This is a genomic window from Citrobacter sp. wls716 (genome assembly GCF_005280975.1).
Taxonomy (GTDB): domain Bacteria; phylum Pseudomonadota; class Gammaproteobacteria; order Enterobacterales; family Enterobacteriaceae; genus Citrobacter; species Citrobacter youngae.
In genome coordinates, this window is the sequence record NZ_SZWX01000021.1 from 31,784 (window position 1) to 56,996 (window position 25,213).

At 50.4% G+C, this 25,213-nt stretch carries 23 protein-coding genes and 1 pseudogene; 12 read left to right on the forward strand and 12 right to left on the reverse strand.

Annotated elements, in window-relative coordinates; all coding sequences use genetic code 11:
- Position 1 precedes the first annotated feature (1 nt).
- The 5 genes from FDX24_RS02800 to FDX24_RS02820 form a co-directional block, all read right to left on the reverse strand.
- On the reverse strand, positions 2 to 1,198 hold the full coding sequence (locus tag FDX24_RS02800; protein ID WP_048211691.1) for a sugar transporter: 1,197 nt from the start codon (positions 1,196 to 1,198) through the stop codon (positions 2 to 4).
- 184 nt (positions 1,199 to 1,382) lie between these two features.
- On the reverse strand, positions 1,383 to 2,702 hold the full coding sequence (locus FDX24_RS02805) for an MFS transporter (RefSeq protein WP_048211690.1): 1,320 nt from the start codon (positions 2,700 to 2,702) through the stop codon (positions 1,383 to 1,385).
- 65 nt (positions 2,703 to 2,767) lie between these two features.
- The gene (locus tag FDX24_RS02810; RefSeq protein ID WP_137363795.1) at positions 2,768 to 3,718 is read right to left on the reverse strand and encodes a phosphoglycerate dehydrogenase; all 951 of its coding nucleotides are present in this window, start codon (positions 3,716 to 3,718) and stop codon (positions 2,768 to 2,770) included.
- A gap of 47 nt (positions 3,719 to 3,765) precedes the next feature.
- A complete protein-coding gene (locus FDX24_RS02815) occupies positions 3,766 to 4,650 on the reverse strand; it encodes a dihydrodipicolinate synthase family protein (RefSeq protein ID WP_061067885.1) in 885 nt (294 codons plus the stop codon).
- Complete coding sequence (locus FDX24_RS02820; protein WP_048211687.1) at positions 4,643 to 5,812, reverse strand: iron-containing alcohol dehydrogenase; 1,170 nt, start codon at positions 5,810 to 5,812, stop codon at positions 4,643 to 4,645. Before FDX24_RS02820 ends, FDX24_RS02815 begins: the two co-directional genes overlap by 8 nt.
- A gap of 171 nt (positions 5,813 to 5,983) precedes the next feature.
- On the opposite strand from FDX24_RS02820, the gene FDX24_RS02825 reads away from it, so the two are divergent.
- The 3 genes from FDX24_RS02825 to FDX24_RS02835 are packed head-to-tail and all read left to right on the forward strand — an operon-like array spanning position 5,984 to position 8,970.
- A complete protein-coding gene (locus tag FDX24_RS02825; protein ID WP_137363796.1) occupies positions 5,984 to 7,228 on the forward strand; it encodes a four-carbon acid sugar kinase family protein in 1,245 nt (414 codons plus the stop codon).
- On the forward strand, positions 7,221 to 8,207 hold the full coding sequence (locus FDX24_RS02830) for a D-threonate 4-phosphate dehydrogenase (protein ID WP_121584635.1): 987 nt from the start codon (positions 7,221 to 7,223) through the stop codon (positions 8,205 to 8,207). Before FDX24_RS02825 ends, FDX24_RS02830 begins: the two co-directional genes overlap by 8 nt.
- Position 8,208: 1 nt before the next feature.
- Positions 8,209 to 8,970: a DeoR/GlpR family DNA-binding transcription regulator gene (locus FDX24_RS02835; RefSeq protein ID WP_137363797.1), complete on the forward strand. Its 762-nt coding sequence runs from the start codon at positions 8,209 to 8,211 to the stop codon at positions 8,968 to 8,970.
- Here FDX24_RS02835 and FDX24_RS02840 read toward each other — a convergent pair.
- A complete protein-coding gene (locus FDX24_RS02840) occupies positions 8,967 to 9,842 on the reverse strand; it encodes a LysR family transcriptional regulator (protein ID WP_061067887.1) in 876 nt (291 codons plus the stop codon). The two genes, FDX24_RS02835 and FDX24_RS02840, sit on opposite strands and share 4 nt — an antisense overlap.
- A 102-nt stretch (positions 9,843 to 9,944) precedes the next feature.
- On the opposite strand from FDX24_RS02840, the gene sad reads away from it, so the two are divergent.
- The 7 genes from sad to FDX24_RS02875 all read left to right on the forward strand — a co-directional run bounded on the left by sad (position 9,945) and on the right by FDX24_RS02875 (position 17,648).
- Positions 9,945 to 11,333, forward strand: coding sequence for a succinate-semialdehyde dehydrogenase (gene sad, locus FDX24_RS02845; protein WP_137363798.1), 1,389 nt, complete (start codon positions 9,945 to 9,947; stop codon positions 11,331 to 11,333).
- 102 nt (positions 11,334 to 11,435) lie between these two features.
- A complete protein-coding gene (locus FDX24_RS02850; RefSeq protein WP_048211681.1) occupies positions 11,436 to 13,013 on the forward strand; it encodes a methyl-accepting chemotaxis protein in 1,578 nt (525 codons plus the stop codon).
- 62 nt (positions 13,014 to 13,075) lie between these two features.
- Positions 13,076 to 14,002 (forward strand): glutaminase B, encoded by a 927-nt coding sequence (glsB, locus tag FDX24_RS02855; RefSeq protein WP_048211680.1) that lies wholly within the window; start codon positions 13,076 to 13,078, stop codon positions 14,000 to 14,002.
- The gene (locus FDX24_RS02860; RefSeq protein WP_048211679.1) at positions 14,002 to 14,361 is read left to right on the forward strand and encodes a DUF4186 domain-containing protein; all 360 of its coding nucleotides are present in this window, start codon (positions 14,002 to 14,004) and stop codon (positions 14,359 to 14,361) included. Before glsB ends, FDX24_RS02860 begins: the two co-directional genes overlap by 1 nt.
- Before the next feature lie 80 nt (positions 14,362 to 14,441).
- Positions 14,442 to 14,969 (forward strand): GNAT family N-acetyltransferase, encoded by a 528-nt coding sequence (locus tag FDX24_RS02865; protein ID WP_137363799.1) that lies wholly within the window; start codon positions 14,442 to 14,444, stop codon positions 14,967 to 14,969.
- A 106-nt stretch (positions 14,970 to 15,075) separates the two neighbouring features.
- On the forward strand, positions 15,076 to 16,527 hold the full coding sequence (locus FDX24_RS02870) for a tagaturonate reductase (RefSeq protein ID WP_137363800.1): 1,452 nt from the start codon (positions 15,076 to 15,078) through the stop codon (positions 16,525 to 16,527).
- Between the two features lie 206 nt (positions 16,528 to 16,733).
- A complete protein-coding gene (locus FDX24_RS02875) occupies positions 16,734 to 17,648 on the forward strand; it encodes a bestrophin family protein (RefSeq protein WP_061067892.1) in 915 nt (304 codons plus the stop codon).
- An 84-nt stretch (positions 17,649 to 17,732) separates the two neighbouring features.
- On the opposite strand, the gene FDX24_RS02880 is transcribed toward FDX24_RS02875, so the two are convergent.
- The 4 genes and pseudogenes from FDX24_RS02880 to FDX24_RS02895 form a co-directional block, all read right to left on the reverse strand.
- The gene (locus FDX24_RS02880) at positions 17,733 to 18,110 is read right to left on the reverse strand and encodes a GFA family protein (protein ID WP_048211675.1); all 378 of its coding nucleotides are present in this window, start codon (positions 18,108 to 18,110) and stop codon (positions 17,733 to 17,735) included.
- Positions 18,111 to 18,261: 151 nt separating this feature from the next.
- On the reverse strand, positions 18,262 to 19,020 hold the full coding sequence (tam, locus tag FDX24_RS02885) for a trans-aconitate 2-methyltransferase (protein ID WP_137363801.1): 759 nt from the start codon (positions 19,018 to 19,020) through the stop codon (positions 18,262 to 18,264).
- 815 nt (positions 19,021 to 19,835) lie between these two features.
- Complete coding sequence (locus FDX24_RS02890; RefSeq protein ID WP_116360092.1) at positions 19,836 to 20,228, reverse strand: hypothetical protein; 393 nt, start codon at positions 20,226 to 20,228, stop codon at positions 19,836 to 19,838.
- Positions 20,229 to 20,516: 288 nt separating this feature from the next.
- A pseudogene (locus tag FDX24_RS02895) lies at positions 20,517 to 20,702 on the reverse strand (hypothetical protein); the annotation flags it as partial.
- Positions 20,703 to 20,883: 181 nt separating this feature from the next.
- Between FDX24_RS02895 and FDX24_RS02900 the strand changes: the two are divergent.
- Together FDX24_RS02900 and FDX24_RS02905 are read left to right on the forward strand one after the other, a co-directional pair.
- A complete protein-coding gene (locus tag FDX24_RS02900) occupies positions 20,884 to 21,168 on the forward strand; it encodes a VF530 family DNA-binding protein (RefSeq protein ID WP_048211670.1) in 285 nt (94 codons plus the stop codon).
- Positions 21,169 to 21,180: 12 nt separating this feature from the next.
- A complete protein-coding gene (locus FDX24_RS02905) occupies positions 21,181 to 22,548 on the forward strand; it encodes a glycoside hydrolase family 10 protein (RefSeq protein WP_137363802.1) in 1,368 nt (455 codons plus the stop codon).
- Here FDX24_RS02905 and FDX24_RS02910 read toward each other — a convergent pair.
- Together FDX24_RS02910 and FDX24_RS02915 are read right to left on the reverse strand one after the other, a co-directional pair.
- The gene (locus FDX24_RS02910; protein WP_137363803.1) at positions 22,545 to 23,063 is read right to left on the reverse strand and encodes a hypothetical protein; all 519 of its coding nucleotides are present in this window, start codon (positions 23,061 to 23,063) and stop codon (positions 22,545 to 22,547) included. The genes FDX24_RS02905 and FDX24_RS02910 overlap by 4 nt on opposite strands.
- 87 nt (positions 23,064 to 23,150) lie before the next feature.
- On the reverse strand, positions 23,151 to 25,094 hold the full coding sequence (locus FDX24_RS02915) for a methyl-accepting chemotaxis protein (RefSeq protein ID WP_061067896.1): 1,944 nt from the start codon (positions 25,092 to 25,094) through the stop codon (positions 23,151 to 23,153).
- Positions 25,095 to 25,213 lie beyond the last annotated feature (119 nt).

The window sequence follows — 25,213 nt, forward strand, 5'->3', positions numbered from 1 at the left end:
CTTATTGCTGCTGTGGTTGTTCTTCCAGCGTTACCGGCCATTTGCGGAAGATAATCACTGACCAGATCAGCGCGGCAACGGCAGGAAGTGCACCGACGTAACCAATCGTCGACATCGACCAGTGCAGACTTACCTGATTCCCCACCAGCGCTCCCGCGCCAATACCAATATTAAAGATACCGGAGAACAGCGCCATTGCGACGTCAGTGGCATCCGGAGCCAGTGCCAGTACTTTCACCTGCATTCCCAGGCCGATCACCATAATGGCAATGCCCCAGAAAATACTCAGGACAGCCAGGTGCATTTCGCTATCAGCAGCAGGCAATAGCAGCACCAGGCACAGGGTCAACAGGGCGATAGCCGCGCTTATCAACACCGAGGCATACTGATTACCCAGCTTGCCAAAAATTACGCTGCCAATAATACCCGCGCCACCGAGAACCAGAAGCAGCACAGTGGCAAAGTTAGCGCTCAGCCCGGCGACAGTCTGCACAAAGGGTTCGATATAGCTATAAGCCGTATAATGCGCGGTGACCACAATCACCGTCAGCAGATACAGGCTCATTAACGCCGGACGGCGGAATAACACCGGCAGGCTTTTTAATGAACCGGAATGCTCACTGGGTAATTTGGGCAGAAGCTTAATCAGGCAAAGCAGGGTAATTAGCGCGCCCATACCGATGGCGAAGAAGGTGGTGCGCCAGCCAAAATACTGGCCGACGATGCGTCCGATAGGCAGGCCTAATACCATCGCCAGCGCGGTGCCGGTCGCAATCAGGCTGAGTGCCTGCGCGCGTTTCCCGGCCGGAGCAAGGCGTATCGCCAGCGATGCAGTGATCGACCAGAAAATGGCGTGTGCGAAAGCAATACCAATACGGCTAATCACCAGCACGGTAAAATTCCATGCCAGGAAAGAGAGTACGTGGCTGGCGATAAACACGACAAACAGGCAGATCAGCAGCTTGCGGCGTTCTACCTGGCTGGTGAGCAGCATGAAGGGCAGCGACATCAGGGCCACCACCCAGGCGTAGATCGTCAACATGATCCCAACCTGCGCGGTCTGCATATTAAAACTTTGCGCAATGTCGGACAGCAACCCGACCGGGACAAACTCAGTGGTATTGAAAATAAAACCGGCAATAGCAAGCGTAACTACCCGTAGCCACGCGACCTTGCGGGAAACAGTGTTTGTTGTCATATGTATAAATCGGGTTAGCTGCAAAAAGGAGAGGTGGCGATCTTAAAACGTTTACTGGTGAAAATACAATCATTTCGTGATTAAGATCACGCTGTTTTGCGGATGATAATGCGGTGCATTACGAGAGAAAATAAAGCCGGTCAGTACTACTGACTGACCGGAGAATACCGTTACCTGAGCGAGTTTAGTGCAGCTGCGCTTCTTTCATGCACAACGCTTCATGCTCACTGTCGATGATTGGCTCAACTTTACCCATCAAAAACAGATAGTTCAAAATTCCCAGAACCACCAGTGCGGCAGAGAACACCAGCGCCCAGGTAAAGGAGCCAGTGGCTGCAACAATGGCTCCGGTAATAATTGGTCCTACCGCGCCTCCCATATTGGAGACAGTATTCTGTAACCCTGCAACAATCGATACGCTGTTTTTAGGCGCAACGTCACCCGGTAGTGCCCAGACCTGCGAGGCGGCAACCGTGGTGCCTGATTTCGCCACACACAGTAAAAACACGGTCATAAACACGGAATCAGTAAAAGGGGCAAAACCAATACATAAAGCCATTAACAGACCGATTGTCAGGAATAATTTTCTTGTGGCAGTCAGCGACAGGATCCGCTTATGTACCATACGGTCAGAGGCCCAGCCGGCAAAGACTTCGATCACCATCCCACATAATAATGGCAGGGCGGCAACCATCCCCATTTTGATAAAATCCATTCCTTTGTCTTTTACCAGATAAGTGGGTAGCCAGGTAATAAAGAAATAGGATGTATAGTTGATGGTAAAGAAACCGATACACATTGCCCAAATGTTACGGTAGCGCAACAGTTTATACCAACGCATCGGTAATACGGATTTGTCGCCGTGTTTTTGCTTTTGCCCTTCGCGAATATGTTTAATTTCGCTTGTACTGATCCTTTTGTGGTCCTCCGGGTTTTCTGTATAAATAAAATACCAAGCAATGACCCAAAAAATGCCTACACCACCAATAATCAGAAATGTCATCCGCCAGTCAAACTGGTAGATCATCCAGACAATAAGCGGCATCGCGACGGCACCACCAAATTTAGAGGCACTGTCAAACAATCCTGAGACGGTGGCCCGCTCCCGATCCGGGAACCAGCGCGCAGCGATCCCTGCATTGCTTGGATAGGCGGCGGCTTCACCGACGCCCAGAGCGAGTCTCAATGCGAGTAGAGATTTAAATCCAGTGGCTAAACCCATCATTGAGGTGGCGATTGACCACCACGCGACGGCAAAACCCAGACCTTTTTTCTGACCAAAACGGTCTGCAAACCAACCTGCCGGTATTTGCAGTAAAGAATATGACCAGAAGAACGCCGCCATGATAAACCCCATCATTTCAGGATCGAGTTTTAGCTCATCAATGAGGTGAGGTGCAGCAGCAGATAATACCGTCCGGTCAATATAGTTAATTGCAATAGCAAGCCACATTAATCCCGCAATCCACCAACGAATTCGGGATTTTTCTGCAAAATTATTCATATATCTGGCCCATGGTAGATGTTCATTTTTATTATTGTGGAAAGGGTAGGGTTATCTCCACAATGTTATAATTCGTTCATTATATTTTTAGGCTTACGCTGATGAATGACATGTTCAATGATGTTATAAACACATTGCTCGCCTATATTGCTGATCGCACCCTCGGTATATCCTGCAATATGTGCCGTAGGGATGAAATTATCGAGCGCAAATAAGGGGTGTGAATTGCACGGCTCTTGTAAAAAGACATCGGCGGCAGCGCCCTTAATGACACCCTGCGTGAGAGCCAGAAAGAGATCCTCTTCATTAACGACACCACCGCGTGAAACGTTTATGAGATAACTAGTGCTCTTCATTTTTTTCATCTGTGCTAAATCAAAGAGATCTTTGGTTTCAGGCGTCAGCGGAGTGTGTAACGTGATGAAATCACTTTGTTCTGTTAGTTCATCGAGCGAAACGTATTCAATGTGATTATCTGCGGCGAACTGTGCATCCTGCCATGCGTCGTGAGCCAGCACGCGCATATTAAAGCCGCGGGCTCGCAGTGCAACCTGTTTACCGATGTTACCTAACCCAATAATGCCAATCGTTTTTCCATATATATCGGAGGCGAAGATCCGTGGCCAGTTTCCCGCGCGGGTTTGTTCAATCGCGTAGGGGAGTTGACGCGCACAGTTAAGGATCAGGGAAAACGCAAAGTCTGCGACGGCATGCTTATTGGCATCCGGCACATTGGTAACAAAAATACCTTTTTCACGCGTGGCATTGAGGTCGATATTATCGACGCCCACGCCGTGTTTGCAGACGATTTTCAGATTCGGTGCCGCAGCTATTAGTCCGGCATTAACATCGGTAAAAGCGACGATCATTGCCACTGTCTGTTCCAGATGAGGTGCAAGCGCTTCTAAACCGGCATCTGCAGGTAGCATGATTAACTCAAGTCCGGCGTCGTTAAGCAGTTTGATCGGTTGCTGATCGTATTTGGCAAATGAAGGTGATGTACAGATGACTTTCATAATACAATCCTGTTAGTTAAGCGGCGTTGCCGCCGCTGTAAAAGTGTCTATCGTAAATAGTTATTGATAATTTGCTGGATCTGGCGTTCCTGATGAGCATCAAACGTGACAGCGTAACGGCTTGCGCCTACCTCATGCCCCATGATTTGCAATGCTTTTTTGACTGCGGCGGGCGAGAACGCAACTTTATAGAGCTCGGTTCGCAAACCTGTGACGCTTTCCTGTGCTTCATGCGATCCGACAACATCACCGGCCTTGAATCGCGCCCAGATAGCGTTAATTTCTTTTGGCGCTACGTTCGCCAAACCGGAAATACAGGCTGAACAGCCATCAACAAATCCCTGATGAATGAGTGAATCTGGACCATTCAGCACATCAAATCCCTCGATATCTTTAACTGCATCCAGGAAGCTGCTAAGACTTTCATAACTGCCGGCACTGTCTTTGATCCCGATAATGTTCGGGTGTGCCGCCAGCACTCTGGCTGTTTCCGGTTCAATGGTATTTCCCGTACGTGCCGGAATGTTGTAGAGAAATACCGGTACCGATAGCGCGTCGGCAATCGCGGTATAGTGAGCTATCAGTTCCTGCTGTTTGAGCGGAACAAAATACGGGGTAATCACCGATACGGCATCGACGCCCAGTTTTTCTATTTGCTTGCCCAGACGAATGGTTTCACGGGTAGAGATTTCACCAATATGCGCCACTACGTTCGCCCGCCCAGCAACTTCCTCAACGCAGGTGCGGGTCACTGCTATTTTTTCTTCCTCGTTGAGCACAAAAAACTCACCGTTTGTGCCGCCGCAGAAAATACCGTTTCCGGCATTTAACTGGCGGTTTACCTGGTTTCTCAGTTCTTTAAGGTTAAGCCCGCCGTCGTGGTCGAACGGGGTAACGATTGCCGTCAGTACACCACAGATTTTCTTACTCATGATTCACTCCTTTGGTATTCAGTTCTGGAAACAGAGTTTGATAAATGGCCTGAATATCCTCATGACTCACCTCGCAGGGAGCATTATTCATCAGGCGTTTTACGTTCAGTGCGGCATCGGCCAGTGCGGGAATATCAGTAGACGGTACACCAAGCGTTGCCAGGTTATCGGGCAGGTTCAGTCGTTTCACGAGTGTGGCGAAGTACTCCACCAGGGCGCGGGATTTTTCTTCGGCACTGAGTGTTGAGTCAGCGTCAGGCAGCAGATCCCACACCAGGGCAAACTTGTCGACCACAAATGGGCGAATCACTTTCATGCAGGGTGCTAACAGAATGGCGTTAGCGACGCCATGTGGGAGATGGTATCGACCGCCGAGCGGGTAAGAGAGCGCGTGGACCAGGTGAGTACCAGCATGATTAATCGCCACACCGCCGTAATACGATGCCCACAGCATCTCCAGTTTGGCCAGCAGATTTTCCGGCTCATTGACGGAGATTTCGATATGGTTGAGTAGCTTACGCAGGCCAATGAGCGAAGCGTTATCACTTACCGGATTGGCGACGGTAGCGGTAAAGCATTCGATCAGATGACATAGCGCGTCGATGCCAGTGGACGAGGCAATATGCGCCGGCATGCTGGTGGTGAGTTCTGGCAACAGGGCCACGTAATCCGGTAATAGCACCGGAGAAATGATGCCGACCTTGGTGTTTTGTTCCGGGATCGCCAGAATCGCATTGGGAGTCGCTTCAGAACCCGTACCTGCTGTGGCGGGGATCAGCACAGAAGCAACGCGTTGCAGCGGTTTTTCTCCCGCCAGCATGGCATCAAGCGTCGGAGATTCAGGATGGCATAAGACGGAGAGCAGTTTCGCCACATCCAGTACGCTACCACCGCCGATACCGATCACCATTTCTACGTTGAGACCTTGTACGTTTTTTAATAGTGCGCTGACATCGTGATGCCCGGGTTCTGCAGGCACATTGTCAATCAGAGCCACATGACGTCCATCGTTGGTCAGTAAGTTGCGGATCTGTGTTACCGCGCCCAGTCCGACAATATTGCTATCCGTCACCAGTAACAGCTGGCGTTTACCTGCCAGTAACGGCTCCAGTGCGGGGATAGCATTCGAACCGCTAATGACGGTGCTATTGATTGTTGCCACAGCATTCTCCTGTTGTTCGAGTGATTGAATTCGCTCACTGAGATTAAGGAACGATTGCATCATGGGCTAAATTTATAATTTATCTCGGAGATGAATAACTTGAGCTTGCTCACATTTAATCAAATGTGATTGAATATAATCATTATCAACATACAACAACCCGGAGCATGGATGAGTAGACATGTTGTAAGACCCCAGATCCTTGTCATTGCTGATGACTTTACGGGGGGAAATGATGCGGGGGTGAGTCTGGCGCTGACGGGAATGACGGTAAATGTCGCTTTCACATTGCCCTGTGCCGATGATGCAGATGTGCTGGTCATCAACACGGATAGTCGTGCGCTGGAGGCAGAGCAGGCCGCCGCCAGAGTAAGTGAGCTGGCTCTGACGAGTCAGGCTGGTCCTCAGACGCAGTGGCTGAAGAAAATAGATTCAACATTGCGCGGAAACCCGGGGGCCGAACTGGACGCGTTAATGCGGATTACAGGTAAAAAGCGGGCCATCGTGGCACTGGCTTGTCCCTCAGTCGGGCGAACCACCGAGCATGGGCAGTGCCTCGTTAACGGTATTCCGGTAACGCAGACCGAATTTGCCAGCGATCCGAAAACACCGGTGATGAGTGCCGATATTTGTGAGGTGATACAGGCGCAAACCACCATTGCGTGTCGGGCGATGTCACTGAATGACTACATGCAGCACCTGCGCGAGCCTGCTGTTGAGACGCCGCAGATTTGGGTTGTGGATGCCCGGACTGACGCTGACCTTGATGCGATTGTTACTGATGCGCTGATGCAGGATGAGCTGCCGCTGCTGGTGGGGTCTGCCGGGATCTGTGACGCGCTGGCCCGCCATGTCCGGACACCGTCCTCACAGTGTTTACTGGCGGTAGTGGGTTCAATGAGTGAAATCGCTCAACAACAGATTGCCGCTGTGTACCAAGACCCGCAGGTGGGGACTGTATTCATTGATATCGAAAATATCTTCAGCGGTAGCTCGACAGAGTACGCGCAGCGCATAGTTAGGATCCTCTCCTCTGGTAGACACTGTATTGTTCACACAAGTCCCGACAGTGAAGCACGCCATCATATTCCGCAGCTGTGCGTGCGTATGGGGATGAATCGCGCTCAGCTCGGTGAAAAAATCTGCCAGTTTCTTGGACAGCTTATCCGGCAGGTTTTGCAGGAGGTATCGCCAGGCGCGCTGTATCTCTCTGGTGGTGATGTGGCGATGGCGGTTGCAGACGCCCTTAAGGCAACAGGATTTCGTATTACTGACCGTGTGGCCCAGTGTGTGCCGTACGGTCATTTTGTCGGTGGCGACTGGCAACGCCCGGTTATGACAAAGGCAGGGGGATTCGGTGACGAAACGACGTTGCGTCAGGTTTTAAATTTTATCGAGGAGAACATGAGTGAATAACATTATTGCAGTAACTATGGGCGACCCAGCAGGTATTGGACCTGAGATTATTATTAAATCGCTGGTGGAGGGAGAGCTGTCTGGCGCGCCGGTTGTGGTTGTGGGATGTGCCCAAACGCTGCGTCGTATCCAGTCATTAAATGTCACGCCGCCAGCGGAACTCCGGGTGATCGATAACGTAACCCAGGCGCAATTCGCCCCCGGTGTTATCAACGTGATTGACGAACCCCTTGCCGATCCTGCGGCGCTTGAACCGGGGGTGGTGCAAGCGCAGGCGGGTGATTTGGCCTATCGCTGTATTAAACGCGCTACAGCACTGGCGCTAAGTGGTGAAGTTAAGGCCATTGCCACTGCGCCGCTGAATAAAGAAGCACTGCACATGGCGGGACATCATTATCCCGGCCATACCGAACTGCTGGCACAACTGACCAACAGCAAAGACTATGCGATGGTGCTGTATACCGAACAGCTTAAAGTGATTCATGTCACCACACATATTGCACTACGTAAATTCCTTGATACGCTCAGTGAACAGCGTGTAAAAACAGTCATTCAGGTCGCAGATGATTTCCTGCGTCGTGTCGGGTTTGATAATCCACGTATTGCGGTCGCAGGCGTCAACCCCCATGCCGGCGAAAATGGCCTGTTTGGCGAGGAAGAGATAACGATTGTCGGACCCGCGGTGCAGGCAATGCAAGCGAGAGGGTTGAATGTTACGGGACCATGTCCACCAGATACTGTCTTTATGCAGTGCCACGAAGGTATGTATGACATGGTGGTGGCAATGTATCACGATCAGGGCCATATTCCGCTAAAATTGCTGGGATTCTATGATGGGGTGAATATCACCGCCGGATTGCCATTTATTCGCACTTCTGCAGACCATGGCACGGCGTTTGATATTGCCTGGACAGGTAAAGCCAAGTCTGAGAGCATGGCCGTGTCCATCCAGTTAGCAATGCAAATTACGCGGGATTAAAATGAAGGGATATAATCGGTTAGAACAGATTATGGATTATCTGAAAGGGCATAATCTGGCGACAGTTGAACAGCTTGTCGCTGTGACTCAGGCCTCTCCGGCGACCATTCGCCGCGACCTGATTAAACTCGATCAGGAAGGTGTTATCAGCCGTACTCACGGCGGCGTGACGCTTAACCGGTTTATCCCTTCACAACCAACCACACATGAAAAAATGCAGCGCAGCCTGATGGAAAAACAGGCTATTGCCTGCGCGGCGGCAAGCCTGGTGAAAGCCGGGGACGCCATTATCCTGGATGCGGGAACGACGATGATTGAACTGGCGCGCCAGCTTACCCATCTGCCGTTGCGCGTCATCACCAGCGATCTGCACATTGCGCTATTTCTTTCTGAGTTCAAGCAAATTGAAGTGACGATCATTGGCGGGCGTATTGATGACTCCAGCCAGTCCTGTATCGGCGAGCACGGGCGTAAACTGCTGCAAAACGTGTGGCCGGATATCGCGTTTCTAAGCTGTAACGGCTGGGATCTGACCCGCGGGATCACCGCACCGACGGAAGAAAAGGCCGGTCTGAAGCGCGACCTGATTGCAAACGCCAAACGTCGCGTACTGCTGGCAGACAGTTCAAAATACGGTGCATGGTCACTTTTCAACGTCACACATCTGGGTGCGTTGACGGATATCGTGACTGATGCGCGACTCAATGAAGAGGTGCGGCAGCAGCTTGAGCAACTGCCTTGCCATCTGACGTTCGCCAGTTAATCTGCATTTTGCGACAGCTGAGGTTCCAGTACCTCAATAAATGCTTCCAGCTGTCGCGTCATCGCCCCCCGACGCCAGACCAGCCACGTATTTAACCAACGCCAGTTTTCACTCAGCGGCCAGGCATTGACCTGATGGTGGCCTGGCATGCTTTCCAGCATAGAACGTGGAATCAGCGCGATTCCCGCGCCGGCAATCACACAGGCCAGCATGCCGTGGTAGGACTCCATTTCATGGATCGTGCCTGGCATGGCGCGATCGGCGTGAAACCAGCTTTCAAAGTGGCGGCGATAGGAACAGTTGGCGCGAAAGGCATAGATATTGTAACCATTCACATCGCTGGCCCGTTTGATGGGGGGGTGGCCATGTGGGGTGACAATCATCATCTCTTCACGGTACACCGGCATTCCTTCAAGACCTGGATGGGTAATAGGGCCATCAGCAAAAGCGGCGTTCAGCGTACCGTCGAGCACACCGTCCAGCATGGTACCGGACGGTCCTGTTGCCAGTGCAAACTGGATTTTAGGGTAGCGCTGATTATATTCGGCAAGTGTGGCCGGAATACGCACGGCGGCTGTACTTTCCAGCGATCCCAGAGAGAACAATCCCTGTGGTTCATCACCTGCGACCACCATCCTCGCTTCTTCTACCAGCGCCAGGATCCGCTGGCTGTAACGCAAAAAATTGTGCCCGGAGGGAGAAAGCCGCAGACGTTGATTTTCACGAATAAACAGATCGACGCCAAGGTCCGCTTCAAGCTGGCGAATACGCGTGGTGAGATTGGACGGCACGCGATGCACCTTCGCCGCAGCCTGCGTGATGCTGCCGGTCTCTGCGACGGCATTGAACATTTCAAGTTGCGTCAGGTCCATAATTTTCTCTGTTCGTGAATGGTATGGTTAATATTATTCATTTTTCAGAAAGAGTAAACCTGCGCATGATATAACCATACCTTGCGAGAAAGAGAGGCACTTATGACCATCACAGCAGCAACACATGCTATTTCCGTTGACCCGACCTGTGGCGAAATGCTGACGGCAATGCCGTGGGCCAGCGCCGATGAGATTACCCACGCGCTGAATCTGGCGGCGACTGGATTCAACGCATGGAAACACACGACCGTCACCCATCGCGCACAGATGTTGCGCCGGGTCGGACAAGTGCTGCGTGAACGCGCCGAAGAGATGGCGCAGTGTATCTCGCGTGAAATGGGTAAGCCCGTCAGGCAGGCACGTGCGGAAGTGGCAAAGTCTGCGGCATTATGTGACTGGTACGCCGAACATGGGCCAGCGATGCTCAGTACCGAAGCCACGCAGGTTGAGAATCATCAGGCCGTGATTGAGTACCGTCCCCTGGGGACTATTCTGGCGATCATGCCGTGGAACTTTCCGCTCTGGCAGGTTATGCGCGGCGCCGTGCCGATTTTGCTGGCCGGAAATGGCTATCTGTTAAAGCATGCACCGAATGTCACTGGTTGTGCCGCGATTATCGCCCAGGTCTTTACCGATGCGGAAATACCCGCTGGGGTATATGGCTGGGTGAATGCCGATAACGCCGGGGTGAGTCAGATGATCAATGACCCGCGTATCGCGGCGGTAACGGTGACGGGCAGCGTTCGTGCTGGTGCTGCGATTGGCGCTCAGGCTGGTGCAGCGCTGAAGAAATGCGTGCTTGAGTTAGGCGGTTCCGATCCGTTTATCGTGCTTAATGATGCAGACCTTGATTTAGCGGTTAAAGCCGCAGTGGCAGGGCGTTATCAGAATACCGGGCAGGTTTGTGCCGCAGCGAAACGCTTTATTATTGAAGAAGGGATTGCGGCAGAATTCACCCACCGTTTTGTTGCGGCAGCCAGTGCACTGAAAATGGGCGATCCGCTAAATGAAGAGAACGATCTCGGCCCAATGGCACGTTTTGATCTGCGGGATGAACTGCATCAGCAGGTTGAAGATTCACTGGCTCAAGGGGCGCGCTTACTCCTCGGTGGGGAAAAAATAGCTGGTCAGGGTAATTACTATGCCGTGACGGTACTGGGTGATGTTACGCCGGAAATGACGGCGTTTCGTCAAGAGCTGTTTGGCCCGGTTGCGGCGATTACCGTCGCGAAGGATGCTGAGCACGCATTAGCACTGGCTAATGACAGCGAGTTCGGCTTGTCGGCGACGTTGTTTACCGCGGATGAGGCACTGGCGCAAACTATGGCGGCCCGTCTGGAGTGTGGTGGCGTGTTTATTAATGGTTACAGTGCCAGTGATGCTCGCGTTGCTTTTGGCGGCGTGAAGAAAAGCGGTTTTGGTCGTGAGCTTTCTCACTTTGGTCTGCATGAGTTTTGCAATGTGCAAACCGTCTGGAAAAACCGTCTCTGATAGCCCGGGTGCCTCTGCAGGGGCACCCGTCTTATTTCTGCAATAAATTTGTCATTTACTCTGCGTACACTCGCGCCTAACGCTTTGATACAGAAGAGTAATATGAACATAACGCAAATTTTTCGTCGCCTGACTCCCCGTCAGTTTGGTCTGTTAACCGGTATCATTTGTATTATTGCACTGTTCTCTGTTTTGCAGATTGCATCCTCGCTTATGCTCTCAGCCTCTGTCAGGGACGCGCAGATTAATGAACAGCATAATCAGCAGGTGCTTTTGCAACAGTCGAAGATCGATGAAGCAAGGGTGGCGTTGTTATCTGCCAGCGACTTACTTAATCGTGCTGGCGTTTACTTTATGCAGGATGCGGCTACCGGCTCGGAAGGGAGCTGGCGCCCGTTAATGGAAGAGGCCCAGCATGCGTTAACGCAGTCAAAAACGGCATGGGATGCCTGGCTTGCAATGGATCCGCATCAGCCTCCCGACTTGATGGAGAGCTATCAGCGTTTTTATAGCGGTATTCAGGAGCAGGCCGATGGATTAATGCAATCCAATAGCATTGATGCGTTTTTTGCCGTGCCTGTTCAGGCGTTTCAGACAGACTTTAATGAAAATTATGCACGTTTTCAGCAAGACAGTTTCCAGCAGACGGAAAAAGGGCGAGAGCAGCTGTTGACCAGTCTTGAACGTTTACAGCACCTCTTTTTATTTATTCCTCTTGTGCTGGTGGTGATTGCGGTACTGGTCTGGCGCAGTATGTCCCGCTGGGTAATCGCGCCACTGAGACGACTGATCGATCATATTGATGTGTTAGCGGCTGGCGATCTTTCCCGTCCAGCCCCCCAGGTGAGCCAGTTTAATCGTGAAGTGACACAACTGAGCTCACGTATCGACGCGATGCAGCAGGGGCTACGGATTCTGGTGCAACAGGTGAATGACGCTACGACCTCAATGGTGGGAAATATCACTCAGCTTACGCAAAGCAATAAACAGTTATATCAGCAATCCGCGAAACAGAGCGATGAGCTAAATACGGTGACATCACATATTTCGTTTCTGGAAACACATGTCGAGGATAACAGTGGGTTTGCTCAACTGGCGAATCAACGCGCCGTGCAGGCGCGGGATATTGCTGCGGGTGGCAACCGGATGATGGCAACGGTAAATGCGTCGATGCAGGCAATTGTTGCCCGTTCATCAGAGATGCGCGGGATCATCTCACTGATTGACAGCATCGCGTTTCAGACCAATATTCTGGCGTTAAATGCGGCGATTGAAGCTGCGCATGCTGGTGAACAAGGGCGTGGATTTGCGGTTGTTGCAAAAGAAGTTGGGTTGTTGGCGAGAAAAAGCAGTCAGTCCACGCAGAATATTCAGGCGCTGATTCATCATTCCTTAGCGGGTATTGACGAAGGATTTCATGCGGTGAACGGACTGGATGACAACTTACAGCAGGTTATATCGCTGGTGGAAAATCTTGGCGCCTTACTGAATGATATTTCTGCTGCGACGATGAATCAAGGAACCCGTATTCACGAGTTGACCAGTCAGCTTCAGGCTCTGAATAACGAAGCCCGACAGACCAGCGATCTGGTGAACGCTGCGTCTGATTCCTCCTTACAGTTACATCATGAATCTCATCAGCTTATGCAGGCCGTTGCCAGATTCCGTCTTCCGGCCTGACGCTGTGTATTCAGCTCTGTTATACTCGCAGGCCTTTCATACCTGCGAGCAAGGAGCATGTTGTGGCCAGGGCCATGGACAATTCAATTTTAGAGACCATTGTGCAGCAGGTTCGTCCGCTGATTGGTCAGGGAAAAGTTGCCGATTATATTCCTGCATTAGCCTCTGTCGATGGCTCAAAACTGGGTATTGCCATTTGCACCGTTGATGGTCAGCACTATCAGGCGGGGGATGCGCAAGAACGTTTTTCTATTCAGTCGATTTCAAAGGTGCTTAGCCTGGTTGTCGCAATGCGTCATTACCAGGAAGACGAGATCTGGCAACGTGTTGGCAAAGATCCTTCCGGTCACCCGTTTAACTCGCTGGTGCAGCTGGAAATGGAGCAGGGTATACCGCGTAATCCCTTTATCAATGCCGGGGCATTGGTGGTTTGCGATATGCTGCAAGGTCGCCTGAGTGCGCCACGGCAACGAATGCTGGAAGTGGTACGTGCATTAAGTGGCGTTTCAGATATTGCTTATGATACGACGGTGGCACGCTCTGAGTTTGAGCACTCAGCCCGCAACGCGGCAATTGCCTGGCTGATGAAGTCCTTTGGTAATTTTCATCACGATGTGACGACCGTTCTGCAAAATTATTTTCACTACTGCGCGCTGAAAATGAGCTGTGTGGAGCTGGCGCGCACGTTCGTCTTTCTGGCGAATCAGGGGCATGCCTTTCATCTTGCGGAGCCCGTGGTCACGCCGATGCAGGCGCGGCAGATTAACGCGCTAATGGCGACCAGCGGTATGTATCAAAATGCCGGGGAGTTTGCCTGGCGGGTAGGTTTGCCGGCGAAATCGGGTGTCGGTGGTGGTATTGTGGCGATCGTGCCGCATGAGATGGCGATTGCGGTCTGGAGTCCGGAACTGGATCCCGCAGGGAACTCGCTGGCGGGTATTGCGGTACTGGAACAATTAACTCAACAGTTAGGGCGCTCGGTTTACTGATGAACACGCTCGACTCGCTTTTTGCCCGACTGGCGAAATCGACTTTTCGATCGCGGTTTCGTCTCGGTCAGAAAGAAAGACAATATTGTCTGGAAAAAGGTGCGCCGGTCATTGAACAACATGCGGCCGATTTTATTGCTAAGCGCCTGGCTCCCGCGCTCCCGACCAATGACGGAAAGCAAACGCCGATGCGTGGACATCCGGTGTTTATCGCTCAACATGCCACGGCGACCTGCTGTAGGGGATGTCTGGCCAAATGGCATGATATACCTCAGGGGCAACCGTTGAGCGAGCAACAGCAACGTTACGTTGTCACTGTTATCTACCACTGGTTAGTGCTGCAAATGAATAAGCCATAGATAACATAATCCTATGATTCGACTCCTTGTGTTATGTAATTGTTAATTGCAGTATGAAGGGGTCAATCTAAGGAGACTAAATGGCTACCCACACCCCCTGCTTTATACTGAGCGCGGAACAGATCCTGTCGAGAATCGACGAGCTTAGTGATGTCCTTGAACAGTGCGTGAACGATGGCGCATCTGTCAGTTTTATGCTCCCTTTTAACCGCGATAAGTCGCGGCCTTTTTGGACGCGTGTTGCACAAAGTGTCTCTTGTGGAGAACGCATTGTTCTGGGGGCTGAAAATGCGCAAGGGACCCTTGTTGGGACCGTTCAGCTCATTATTGATCAACCCGAAAACCAGCCTCATCGTGCAGACGTTGCCAAACTCCTGGTTCATACCTCTGCACGGCGGTGCGGGATAGCCCGGGAATTGATGAATGCACTGGAAATTTGCGCCCATCATGAAGGGAAAACCCTCCTGGTTCTTGATACGTCTACAGGCAGCGCCGCCGAGTTGTTCTACCACAATTGTGGATGGCAAAAAGCAGGGGGAATCCCTGACTATGCAAAAATGCCTGATGGAACAGTGGCCGGGACCACACTTTTTTATAAAACGCTCTAATTTGTCACCGGGGATTGATCAAAACAGGGTTTCATTGTATTAAAGTTTGCTAACCTATTGGACCAATTCAATCAGGTTGTATGACTAATCAAAAAGGGAACCCATTGTGCAAACACTAAATCGTCGCGATTTTCCCGGTGCTCACTATCCTGAACGCATTATTCAGTTTGGTGAAGGAAACTTCCTGCGCGCCTTTGTTGACTGGCAAGTTGATCTGCTGAATGAACATACCGATCTGAACGCTGGTGTGGTCATTGTTCGTCCTATCGAAAGTACTTTTCCGCCGTCACTGAGTACCCAGGATGGTCTCTATACCACCATCATTCGTGGTTTGAATGAAAAGGGCGAGGCCGTCAGCGATGCCCGTTTAATTCGTTCGGTTAACCGCGAAATCAGCGTCTATAGAGAATACGATGAGTTCCTGAAGCTGGCGCATAATCCTGAAATGCGTTTTGTTTTCTCTAACACCACGGAAGCGGGTATTAGCTACCACGCGGGTGATAAGTTTGATGATGCGCCGGCTGTGAGTTATCCGGCAAAACTGACCCGACTGCTGTTCGAACGCTATAGCCATTTCAACGGTGCGCTTGATAAAGGCTGGATTATCATTCCTTGCGAGCTGATTGATTACAATGGTGAAGCGCTGCATGAACTGGTTTTGCGTTATGCTCAGGAATGGGCGTTGCCGGAAGCATTCGTACAGTGGCTGGACCAGGCAAACGCATTTTGTTCTACGCTGGTGGACCGTATTGTTACCGGTTACCCACGTGACGAAGTTGCGAAGCTTGAAGCTGAACTGGGTTATCATGATGCGTTTCTTGATACCGCAGAACACTTTTATCTGTTTGTTATTCAGGGGCCAAAATCATTAGCCACTGAACTTCGCCTCGATAAATACCCGTTGAATGTTCTGATTGTTGATGACATCAAGCCGTATAAAGAGCGTAAAGTCGCCATTCTCAACGGTGCGCACACAGCCCTGGTACCGGTCGCCTGGCAGGCAGGGCTTGATACCGTGGGTGAGGCAATGAATGATGCTGAGATTCGCGCCTTCGTTGAGAAAGCTATCTATGAAGAGATTATTCCGGTGCTGGATCTGCCGCGTGATGAATTGGCTTCATTTGCCAGCGCGGTGACCGGCCGATTCTGCAACCCGTACATTAAGCATCAACTATTGTCGATTGCGCTTAATGGCATGACCAAATTCCGCACCCGTATTCTGCCGCAGTTGTTGGCAGGGCAGAAGGCCAGCGGCCAACTGCCGCTGCGTCTGACATTTGCCCTGGCAGCCTTGATTGCTTTCTACCGTGGTGAGCGTAACGGTGAATCTTATCCGGTTCAGGATGATGCGCATTGGATGGAGCGTTTCCAGGTGTTGTGGGCTCAGCATCGTGACCGCCAGATTACTACCGAAGCGCTGGTCAACGCGGTATTGGCCGTAAAAGATCACTGGGAACAGGATCTGACACAGGTTCCCGGGCTGGTCGAACAGGTTTCTGCCGACCTGGATTCTATCCTGGCGAAAGGCATGCGCGAAGCGGTTAAGCCACTGTGCTAATACGTTAACCCGGTTCAGACCGGGTTTTTTTATCGTCCTTATTTAGTTACAACATACAATATAACTTCTAAAAATGGAGCACAGCTGAAGCTTCAATGCCCACTATGGTCAGCAGGAAAAGATGTTTAGATAATGTTGCTATAAGCTTGCAACATTGATCGCGATCACGTTTAATGTCCCGGCTTTCACATTTTCCGAAGATAACCATGATCGTTCGCCCCCAACAACACTGGCTACGCCTGATATTCGTCTGGCATGGCTCAGTATTATCCAAAATCTTTTCACGCTTGCTGCTGAATTTCCTGCTCTCCATTGCCGTTATCATCATGCTGCCATGGTATACGATGCTGGGTATCAAATTTACTTTGGCACCGTTCAGCATTCTTGGTGTCGCAATTGCAATCTTCTTAGGCTTTCGTAACAACGCCTGTTATTCGCGCTATGTTGAAGCCCGACATTTATGGGGGCAGTTGATGATTGCTTCCCGTTCGCTTCTGCGTGAGGTGAAAACGACCTTACCAGACGATGCTGAACTGGGACAGTTCGTTCGTTTGCAAATCGCATTTGCCCATTGCCTGCGTATGACTTTACGTCGACAACCGCAGGCGGAACCCCTGGCGAAATATCTCAGCGAGAGCGATTTACAGACCGTTTTTGCGGCTCAATCACCGGCCAACCGCATTCTGCTGATGATGGGGGAGTGGCTGGCCGTTCGCAGGCGAAATGGGCAGCTATCTGATATATTATTTCACAGTTTAAACAACAGGTTAAATGATATGTCAGCAGTGCTGGCAGGTTGTGAGCGTATCGCGAACACACCCGTTCCGTTTGCTTACACCTTAATCCTGCATCGCACGGTATATCTGTTTTGCATCATGCTGCCGTTCGCGTTAGTGGTGGATTTACACTATATGACACCGTTCATCTCGGTGCTTATTTCCTATACTTTTATCTCGCTCGATACGCTTGCCGAAGAACTCGAAGATCCGTTTGGTACAGAGAATAATGATCTGCCACTCGATGCGATTTGTAATGCGATTGAAATCGATTTGCTGCAGATGAATGATGAAACCGTTGTGCCGGCGAAACATATGCCAGATAAGCATTACCAGCTGACATAGCATCCGGTAGAGCTGGTAACACGACCAGCTCTTATTGTTTCACGGAAGGAATAGGTAAGACTTGATGCGCCGGTGAGTGCGGTTTTAGCCGAATTCTCTTTGCCACCACGCAGGCTGCATATCGGTAAATGAATGAAACTCGGGGGCCAGATCTTCATCATTGGGATCATCAAAAACGCCCGCTAATAGCGCTATTACCGGAGCATCATCAATGGCACCAACTGAACTTCCGCATTGAGGGCAAAAAGCGCGACTGGATGTTTCTGAAGAACGCCAGGTAGTCGGTTTACCCGCTTTTCCCGTCCATTCTACATTTTCAGCATTAAATTCAATCCAGACGACGGTTGGTGCACCGGTATGCTTGCGGCAAATATCGCACGAGCAGGTATGCGAATTATTAGGGCTCGTCGCGGTAAAGCGAACAGAGCCACACAGACAACCGCCAATGTAGATTTTAGACATGACAACCCCCCGTCAGTAAACGTTCTCAGACACTAGCAGATGACTGGCTTCATCACTAGATCCTCATCGTAAAAAGGCGAGGGCGCGCATGGGGAATTCACAATAATTATCAGCCCCTGGTATAAAGAGGCTGATACCAGGAGGTCAGTGCTTAAGAATTGTGTTTAGCAACGATAAACAACCGCGGAAACGCCAGCAGTATTTTCCCATTCTCTTGCAGTGGATATTGCTCCTGCAGCAATGCATGATAACGCGCCAGATAGCGATGTTGTTCGCTTTCACTCAGGTCCTGCAACCAGGGACGCAACCCCGTCGAACTCACCCAGTCGATAATTGACTGGTGTGAATCCATAACGTGATAGTAGGTTGTACGCCAGATATCAACATCGCAACCCATGTCAGTCAAAATATCATAGTACGCATGCACTCCGGGAAGAGGCGCACGGCCGCGATCGGGGTAACCCAGTTCATAGGCAACTTCACGCATCAGAACATGCGTTGGCTCCAGCCAGTTATCCGGCATTTGTACAGCCAATACGCCATCTTTCCCCAGCAGAGAGACCAGGTGGGGGAACAGCTGATAGTGATCGGGAACCCATTGCAAAGATGCGTTTGCATACAACAGATCTACGGGCTCTTCTGTCTGAAATGCGCTAATATCCGCTTCGATAAAATGACAGCCAGGCAACGCGTTACGCGCTTCGCTCAGCATTGCCGGCGAAGAATCCACGCCTGATATTTGCGCTGATGGCCAACGTTGATGTAGCAATACGGTGCTGTTACCCGGGCCGCAGCCGAGATCGACGACTGAGCGGACATTCTCCAGCGCGACTCTGCTGAGTAATTCAGCTGCGGGTCGCGAACGTTCGGTTTCATATTGCAGATAGAGCGAAGGGTTCCAGTCAGCCATGTTTCTGTATCCTGTATGCGATGAAATAGTATGATTCTGAGCCAGCAATTTCCATCACGCCCTCAGAATCAATGATTCTTGTTCCTTCCCAGCATAGTAAGTGTAGCTTTAAAGGGTAAAAATAGGACAAATCGTATTACAAAAGATAATAATTCATAATCTTTCTTATACTTCTTTTGCTTTCTCTTCAGGATCGCGATCTCTCTTTGGGCATTCAAAAAACTTCTGACATAACATTCACCATTATTATGGTTGTCGATAAAGTCATCACCGTAGTTGCTCTCATAGAGGCTTATGCAGTATTTTATTTTTTCCTTAATAGACTCAATGTCATCAAATTGAATCCAATATTCAGATAATAAATATGCTATCAACTTCTCCTGGAAAACAGACATGGTACTGTGTGTATCATTCAAAAATATCGCATCGAAATCTTCTAAGGCTTCAATTTTATGTGTAGCTTCGTACCTGGATTCAGTACTACTTGTAATTGTTCATCATGGAGACAAGATATAAAGTTACCAATAAATTGTCGATGAATGCCTTCACTCTTACCTAGCCATTGTGGTAAGTCAAAGTAAAAACGATTTAAATCATTCATCATAACTCCACATGATTAATGTAAATAAAACTTTAGGTTAGGCTAATCTTTATTTGGCAGTCGGTTGTCTGCTAAACAGTAACGATTATCATTAAAAATATGCAGGTATTATATTATTTTCATAGGATCAATACAATCCGGTACTCTTGAATAGAAGTGGAGACAGAAGGGGGATATCGATATGACATAGGCCCTACTGGTGCCGATGTCATATTCAGAAACAAGTATGCTGATTAATATATTTCCCCACATCAACAACTTTATTTGTATCGGGGTCAACATTGAATACTATAAACCGCATTTGTGGGCAGAACAGTTCCAGGCTTTTTTTACTGCATTCCGTTTGTAACCATTTATGACTGCCACTTTCGGTTTGTACCTGATTGAGGTTTGCATCCTTACTGCACACAAAACCATCCACGATTGCTTTTTGCCTTGCAGCATCCAGATTCAAGCCAATAACATTTAGCTCATCGACGTCTTTGTCATGTGAGCTGGCAGAGACGCGGGTCAACGCACAACCGGTCAGTGTGAATGAAAGAACCAATAGAAACGCGACGCGTAAGATAGCGTTGTCATTTTGATGAACATGGATAGTTCTTTGCATTGTGCTGTAGGGTCCGTTGCTGTGAAATTCCAGGGCACAGGTTTGTGTCGTACCTTGTGGTTGTACGCGAAAAGGACTGAGTGAGCAATTGCAACGTCAGCGATTTGACGTATGCGTAAAGTATATGGTTTGAATGGTAGTCGGTGAACAGCCTGAATCCAGGAACAACGCTGTCAGGCGTTATCAATGACCAGCACAATGGATGAACCCAGTATGGCAGATTTCACTTCTCTCTATCTAAGTGCGCATAATGTATATTATGTTAAATCAAATCAATGCGTACCTGACTCATAACCCTCTACGGGTTCCCCCCATTACAAAATATTCATAAAAGGCCCGGGCCTTGTCATCAATGGCATGCACCATGATGGCCTTGATACCCACTTGATCAGCTAAGTTAGAAATGCGCAATACAACATCATTAAGCAGCCATTTTCCAAAACTATGACCTTGCGTACAGACATCATTAGCCAGGCCGTCGGGAATAGTCACTTCACCCTTCTCTTTCGCCTGTTTCAAGTACTGCGCGCACATTGCTGGCCTGGTACTCATTCACCGTGCTATGCCGGTTTATACCATTGCTGGTCGCCTTGCTTTCTTGTAACCTTGCGCTCGTGCAACTGACAAAATCTGGAACCACCGAACTGGACTTCATATGAATGCTCACATTTCTAAAGACCCCTTACATGGCGTGACGCTTGAAATGCAGGTCAATGCCCTGGTTAATCGTTATGGTTGGGCTGAACTTGGCCAACGGATAAACATCAACTGTTTTAAAAATGAACCGAGCGTTAAATCCAGTTTGAAGTTTCTGCGTCGTACGCCGTGGGCGCGAGCAGAAGTTGAAGCACTGTATCTTGATTCTCTGTATGACGTTGCACCAGAACCCACTGCTCCTGCTATTGATCCCTGGGCTAACAGCCGCAACAAGAAAAAATAAGAGCAAAATTCGATGTCAGCATCCGGTTTTTTTTCAGGTCATTATCAGAAAAAACTGGCGACTCTGCTCGCCCGTTCCCACAACTCGCTACCGTTAACCAACGTGAAATGGTTCGCTGCACTGGTTGGCAGTATGTTGTTACTTGGCAGTTGCTCTTCACAACCGCCAGGGCCGAAGGTTAGCCCTCACCCCTCGGTCACAACGCCGCAACAGAGCAAAGAACCGGTTCGTGGTATCTGGCTGGCAACGGTTTCCCGTCTGGACTGGCCGCCAGTCTCATCCGTAAACATCAGTTCGCGCGCCATCCGCATCAGCCAGCAGCAAAAAGCGCTGACGGATAAGCTGGATAATCTGAAACGTCTTGGGATCAATACCGTTTTTTTCCAGGTGAAACCGGACGGCACTGCGCTGTGGCAATCCAAAATTCTCCCCTGGTCAGACACTCTGACCGGCACCATCGGCCAGGATCCTGGTTACGATCCGTTGCAATTTATGCTCGATGAGGCGCACAAACGCGGGATGAAAGTTCATGCCTGGTTTAACCCCTACCGTGTCTCCGTTAATACGAAGCCTTCAACGGTCGCAGAATTAAACCGCACGCTGTCGCAGAACCCGTCCAGCGTTTATGTTCTGCATCGGGACTGGATCCGTACATCGGGTGACCGTTTTGTACTGGACCCGGGTATTCCTGACGTGCGCGACTGGATAACCAGCATCGTGGCGGAAGTCGTTGAGAATTATCCGGTGGATGGCGTGCAGTTTGACGACTACTTCTATACCGAATCGCCGGGTTCGGCGCTTAACGACAGCCAGACTTTCAGACGGTATGGCCAGGGTTTTGATTCAAAAGCGGACTGGCGACGTCATAACACGCAACGGCTGATCGAACAGGTTTCACAGACCATCAAAAAGCTTAAGCCTGACGTGGAGTTTGGCGTCAGTCCTGCAGGCGTGTGGCGTAATCGCTCCCACGATCCGGCAGGCTCCGACACCCGTGGTGCGGCAGCGTATGATGAATCGTATGCCGATACCCGGCGCTGGGTGCAATTAGGTCTGTTGGATTACATCGCACCACAGCTGTACTGGCCTTTCGCCCGTGATGCGGCGCGTTATGATGTACTGGCAAAATGGTGGGCTGGCGTGGTGAAATCCACCAATACCCGCCTGTATATTGGCGTGGCGCTGTATAAAGTGGGTGAGCCGTCGCGAAAAGAACCGGACTGGACGATACAAGGCGGTGTGCCGGAGCTTAAAAAACAACTCGATCTGAACGAGTCTGAACCGAATATTAATGGCACTATCTTGTTTCGAGAGGACTATCTTAACCAACCGCAAACCCAGGAAGCCGTGACCTATATTCGTGACCGTTGGGGACGCTAAGTATTGCCGGGGGCTGGTGACCGGAGATAAACGCTGACGTAGCGGATAAATTTCCCGATAAACACCCCGGCGAGCACGCCACCGGTAATAATTGCCAACGCGCTCATTACCGGCTGGCGTAAAATATCGGGAGCGATAGCATTCAATACACCTTGTACATATTTGATGCCAAAAGCCAACATCATGAACGGTAATGCAGAGTAATCTGCCGGGCGATGAATGCTGCGTGGTGCGCTACTGCGTGTCAGACGACTGGGGTTTATCAACATATAGCCCACTATCGCGCCGCTAATAATACCAACCATCCACTGCAGATACGTACTGATGGACTGATCGCGGTAAGTGGCTAAATCGTAAATATCCCAAAAAAGAAAGAGCGCCGGGATCAGTGCCAGCTTTTCCAGCGTAACGGTAGCGGGTATCCTGGCTTTAATCCCCCGAAATAACAGGAAGACCAACAAGACATACACCCACACCGGTGTGTGCACCAGCATCGCTACGACAAACTCAGCCATACTCCGGCTCCCGACGTGTTAACTACGTTAAGTGTAGCCTGGAGTTATCCGGGTGCAGACGATGCCCCCGGATACTTTACGTGGGGGTCAGGCCGCTGAAGGCTCCGGCAATTTGAAGGAGGAAACCAGTAGCGCTAATTGTTCCGCCTCTTCTTTCAGTACCTGGGTTCGCGTGGCGGCATCATCAATCAACGATGCGTTTTGCTGCACGGTGCTGTCCATTTCGGTGACGGCGAGCGTGACTTCGGAAACGCCCTTACGTTGCTCGTCACCCGCGACACGGATTTCCCCCATCAGTTGGCTAACCTGACGCACGTTGTTGACCAGCTCTTCCAGGCGCTCACCTGCATTGTGGATTTGCTGGCTGCTGCTGCCAACATGCGAAACGGACTCATCAATCAACGCTTTGATTTCCTGGGCTGCAGTGGCACTGCGCTGTGCCAGGGTACGAACTTCAGAGGCAACAACCGCAAATCCTCTGCCTGCATCCCCTGCTCTGGCGGCTTCAACGGCGGCATTCAGCGCCAGGATATTGGTCTGGAATGCAATACTGTCGATGACGGCTACAATTTCCACCATTCTACCGGACGAGGCACTGACGTTATCCATTGTCGAGATCACACCTTGCATCACGTCGCCACAGCGATTCGCCGTTTGCGCAGTGTTGTCGGAAAGTTCATCTGCCAGTTGCGTGTTGCTCGCATTTTGATGAACGGTCGCATTTAATTGTTCCATCGCGGCCGAGCTCTCTTCCAGCGCAGCCGCCTGCTGAGTTACCCGTGAAGAAAGCTCCATGTTACTGTCGGCCAGGCTGACGGCGTTATTGGCTACCACCACGCTACTGCTTCTGACGGTGATCAGAATGGCGGAAATTTTATCGACGAACAGGTTAAAGGCTTCCGCGATATCTGAAATCTCATCTTTACCTCTAACATCCAGACGTCGGGTAAGATCGCCTTCACCCTGTGCGATATCATCGAGTGCGCGACGTGTATCATCGAGACGAGAGATCAAGCGACGCACCACCAGCCATGATCCTACCAGCAATACGGTCATAATCGGGATCAGCACTTCCAGCACATCCTGCATCATGACTTTGGCGAGGCCAACGATGCGCGTTTCCGGTGTCACCAGCCCTACGACCCAGCCAGTATCAGCCATCGGGAACAACATTACGCGTGACGGAGCATTCAGTACGTTATCGCTTTCCAGCGTGATGGTTTTCACGCCATCAGTCGCGCGCAGCGATTTCAGCCCGGCTTCTACCGGAGCCAGCCAGTGTGCGCTTTGCGCCAGATCGCTAAAGGTTTTGTATTTTGTCTGATCGGCCTGGGGGAAATAGAGGATCTGCCCCTGTTTATCAACCACAAATGCGTAGCCGCCGGTGCTGTTGCCTTGCTGCTGCATAAAGGTCGCTACGTTATCCAGACGAATATCGGTGGTGGCCACACCGGCAAACTTGCCGGCTAATTGATACGGAATACTGCACGTCACCATGTTCACGCCGGAACTGGCATCCTGGTAAACATCAGACCACAGGCAACTGTTCTGTGAGTGACCTTTGGCATGCTGATACCAACTTTCATTGTGATAACCGGCAGATCCTTCGGCATTATAATCATTCGAAAAATCAAGCTTGCCCTCAGCATTGCGCGCCCAGAAAAAGCTACGTTTATCTACTCCCGGGGTAAACGCGTTTGGCTCTGGCCAGATCCCGCCGCCGGTAATAATTGAGTGGCTGTCTTCGCCAATCAGGTGTGGAACCACGCTTTGATACAAAGACTCATCATTAGGCAGTACTTCGGCCAGTCGTGACAGACTGACGGTTTCGCCCTCGATTCGGGATAGCACAGTACTCAGTTGACGGGTTAAACCTTGCCCTGTTTCTTCTATCAGAGCGGTATTGATTTCGACGACGCGTGGCTGACCACGCCAGAGCATAATTGCAACAATAACAAGGGTGGTCACCGCAAGCAGCAGGATGCCGCCAATGGTTAACCGCGTTGAAATACGAGTAGGATACCAGGCCATACAAACTCCTTCTGCAAAAGGCTAACTTTTACCCAGTATCGGCACAGGAGTTTATATCTTTATAACGTTTTCTTAAGTCTTACGAAATAAATAAGTGACGTTGTCACATATAGCAAAAC

What these genes read in the sequence shown, in the direction of transcription:
- FDX24_RS02800 (WP_048211691.1), bottom strand. Translation starts at nt 1,198, where the DNA reads ATGACAACAAACACTGTTTCCCGCAAGGTCGCGTGGCTACGGGTAGTT.
- FDX24_RS02805 (WP_048211690.1), bottom strand. Translation starts at nt 2,702, where the DNA reads ATGAATAATTTTGCAGAAAAATCCCGAATTCGTTGGTGGATTGCGGGA.
- FDX24_RS02810 (WP_137363795.1), bottom strand. Translation starts at nt 3,718, where the DNA reads ATGAAAGTCATCTGTACATCACCTTCATTTGCCAAATACGATCAGCAA.
- FDX24_RS02815 (WP_061067885.1), bottom strand. Translation starts at nt 4,650, where the DNA reads ATGAGTAAGAAAATCTGTGGTGTACTGACGGCAATCGTTACCCCGTTC.
- FDX24_RS02825 (WP_137363796.1), top strand. Translation starts at nt 5,984, where the DNA reads ATGAGTAGACATGTTGTAAGACCCCAGATCCTTGTCATTGCTGATGAC.
- FDX24_RS02835 (WP_137363797.1), top strand. Translation starts at nt 8,209, where the DNA reads ATGAAGGGATATAATCGGTTAGAACAGATTATGGATTATCTGAAAGGG.
- FDX24_RS02840 (WP_061067887.1), bottom strand. Translation starts at nt 9,842, where the DNA reads ATGGACCTGACGCAACTTGAAATGTTCAATGCCGTCGCAGAGACCGGC.
- sad (WP_137363798.1), top strand. Translation starts at nt 9,945, where the DNA reads ATGACCATCACAGCAGCAACACATGCTATTTCCGTTGACCCGACCTGT.
- FDX24_RS02850 (WP_048211681.1), top strand. Translation starts at nt 11,436, where the DNA reads ATGAACATAACGCAAATTTTTCGTCGCCTGACTCCCCGTCAGTTTGGT.
- FDX24_RS02860 (WP_048211679.1), top strand. Translation starts at nt 14,002, where the DNA reads ATGAACACGCTCGACTCGCTTTTTGCCCGACTGGCGAAATCGACTTTT.
- FDX24_RS02865 (WP_137363799.1), top strand. Translation starts at nt 14,442, where the DNA reads ATGGCTACCCACACCCCCTGCTTTATACTGAGCGCGGAACAGATCCTG.
- FDX24_RS02875 (WP_061067892.1), top strand. Translation starts at nt 16,734, where the DNA reads ATGATCGTTCGCCCCCAACAACACTGGCTACGCCTGATATTCGTCTGG.
- FDX24_RS02880 (WP_048211675.1), bottom strand. Translation starts at nt 18,110, where the DNA reads ATGTCTAAAATCTACATTGGCGGTTGTCTGTGTGGCTCTGTTCGCTTT.
- tam (WP_137363801.1), bottom strand. Translation starts at nt 19,020, where the DNA reads ATGGCTGACTGGAACCCTTCGCTCTATCTGCAATATGAAACCGAACGT.
- FDX24_RS02890 (WP_116360092.1), bottom strand. Translation starts at nt 20,228, where the DNA reads ATGCAAAGAACTATCCATGTTCATCAAAATGACAACGCTATCTTACGC.
- FDX24_RS02900 (WP_048211670.1), top strand. Translation starts at nt 20,884, where the DNA reads ATGAATGCTCACATTTCTAAAGACCCCTTACATGGCGTGACGCTTGAA.
- FDX24_RS02905 (WP_137363802.1), top strand. Translation starts at nt 21,181, where the DNA reads ATGTCAGCATCCGGTTTTTTTTCAGGTCATTATCAGAAAAAACTGGCG.
- FDX24_RS02910 (WP_137363803.1), bottom strand. Translation starts at nt 23,063, where the DNA reads ATGGCTGAGTTTGTCGTAGCGATGCTGGTGCACACACCGGTGTGGGTG.
- FDX24_RS02915 (WP_061067896.1), bottom strand. Translation starts at nt 25,094, where the DNA reads ATGGCCTGGTATCCTACTCGTATTTCAACGCGGTTAACCATTGGCGGC.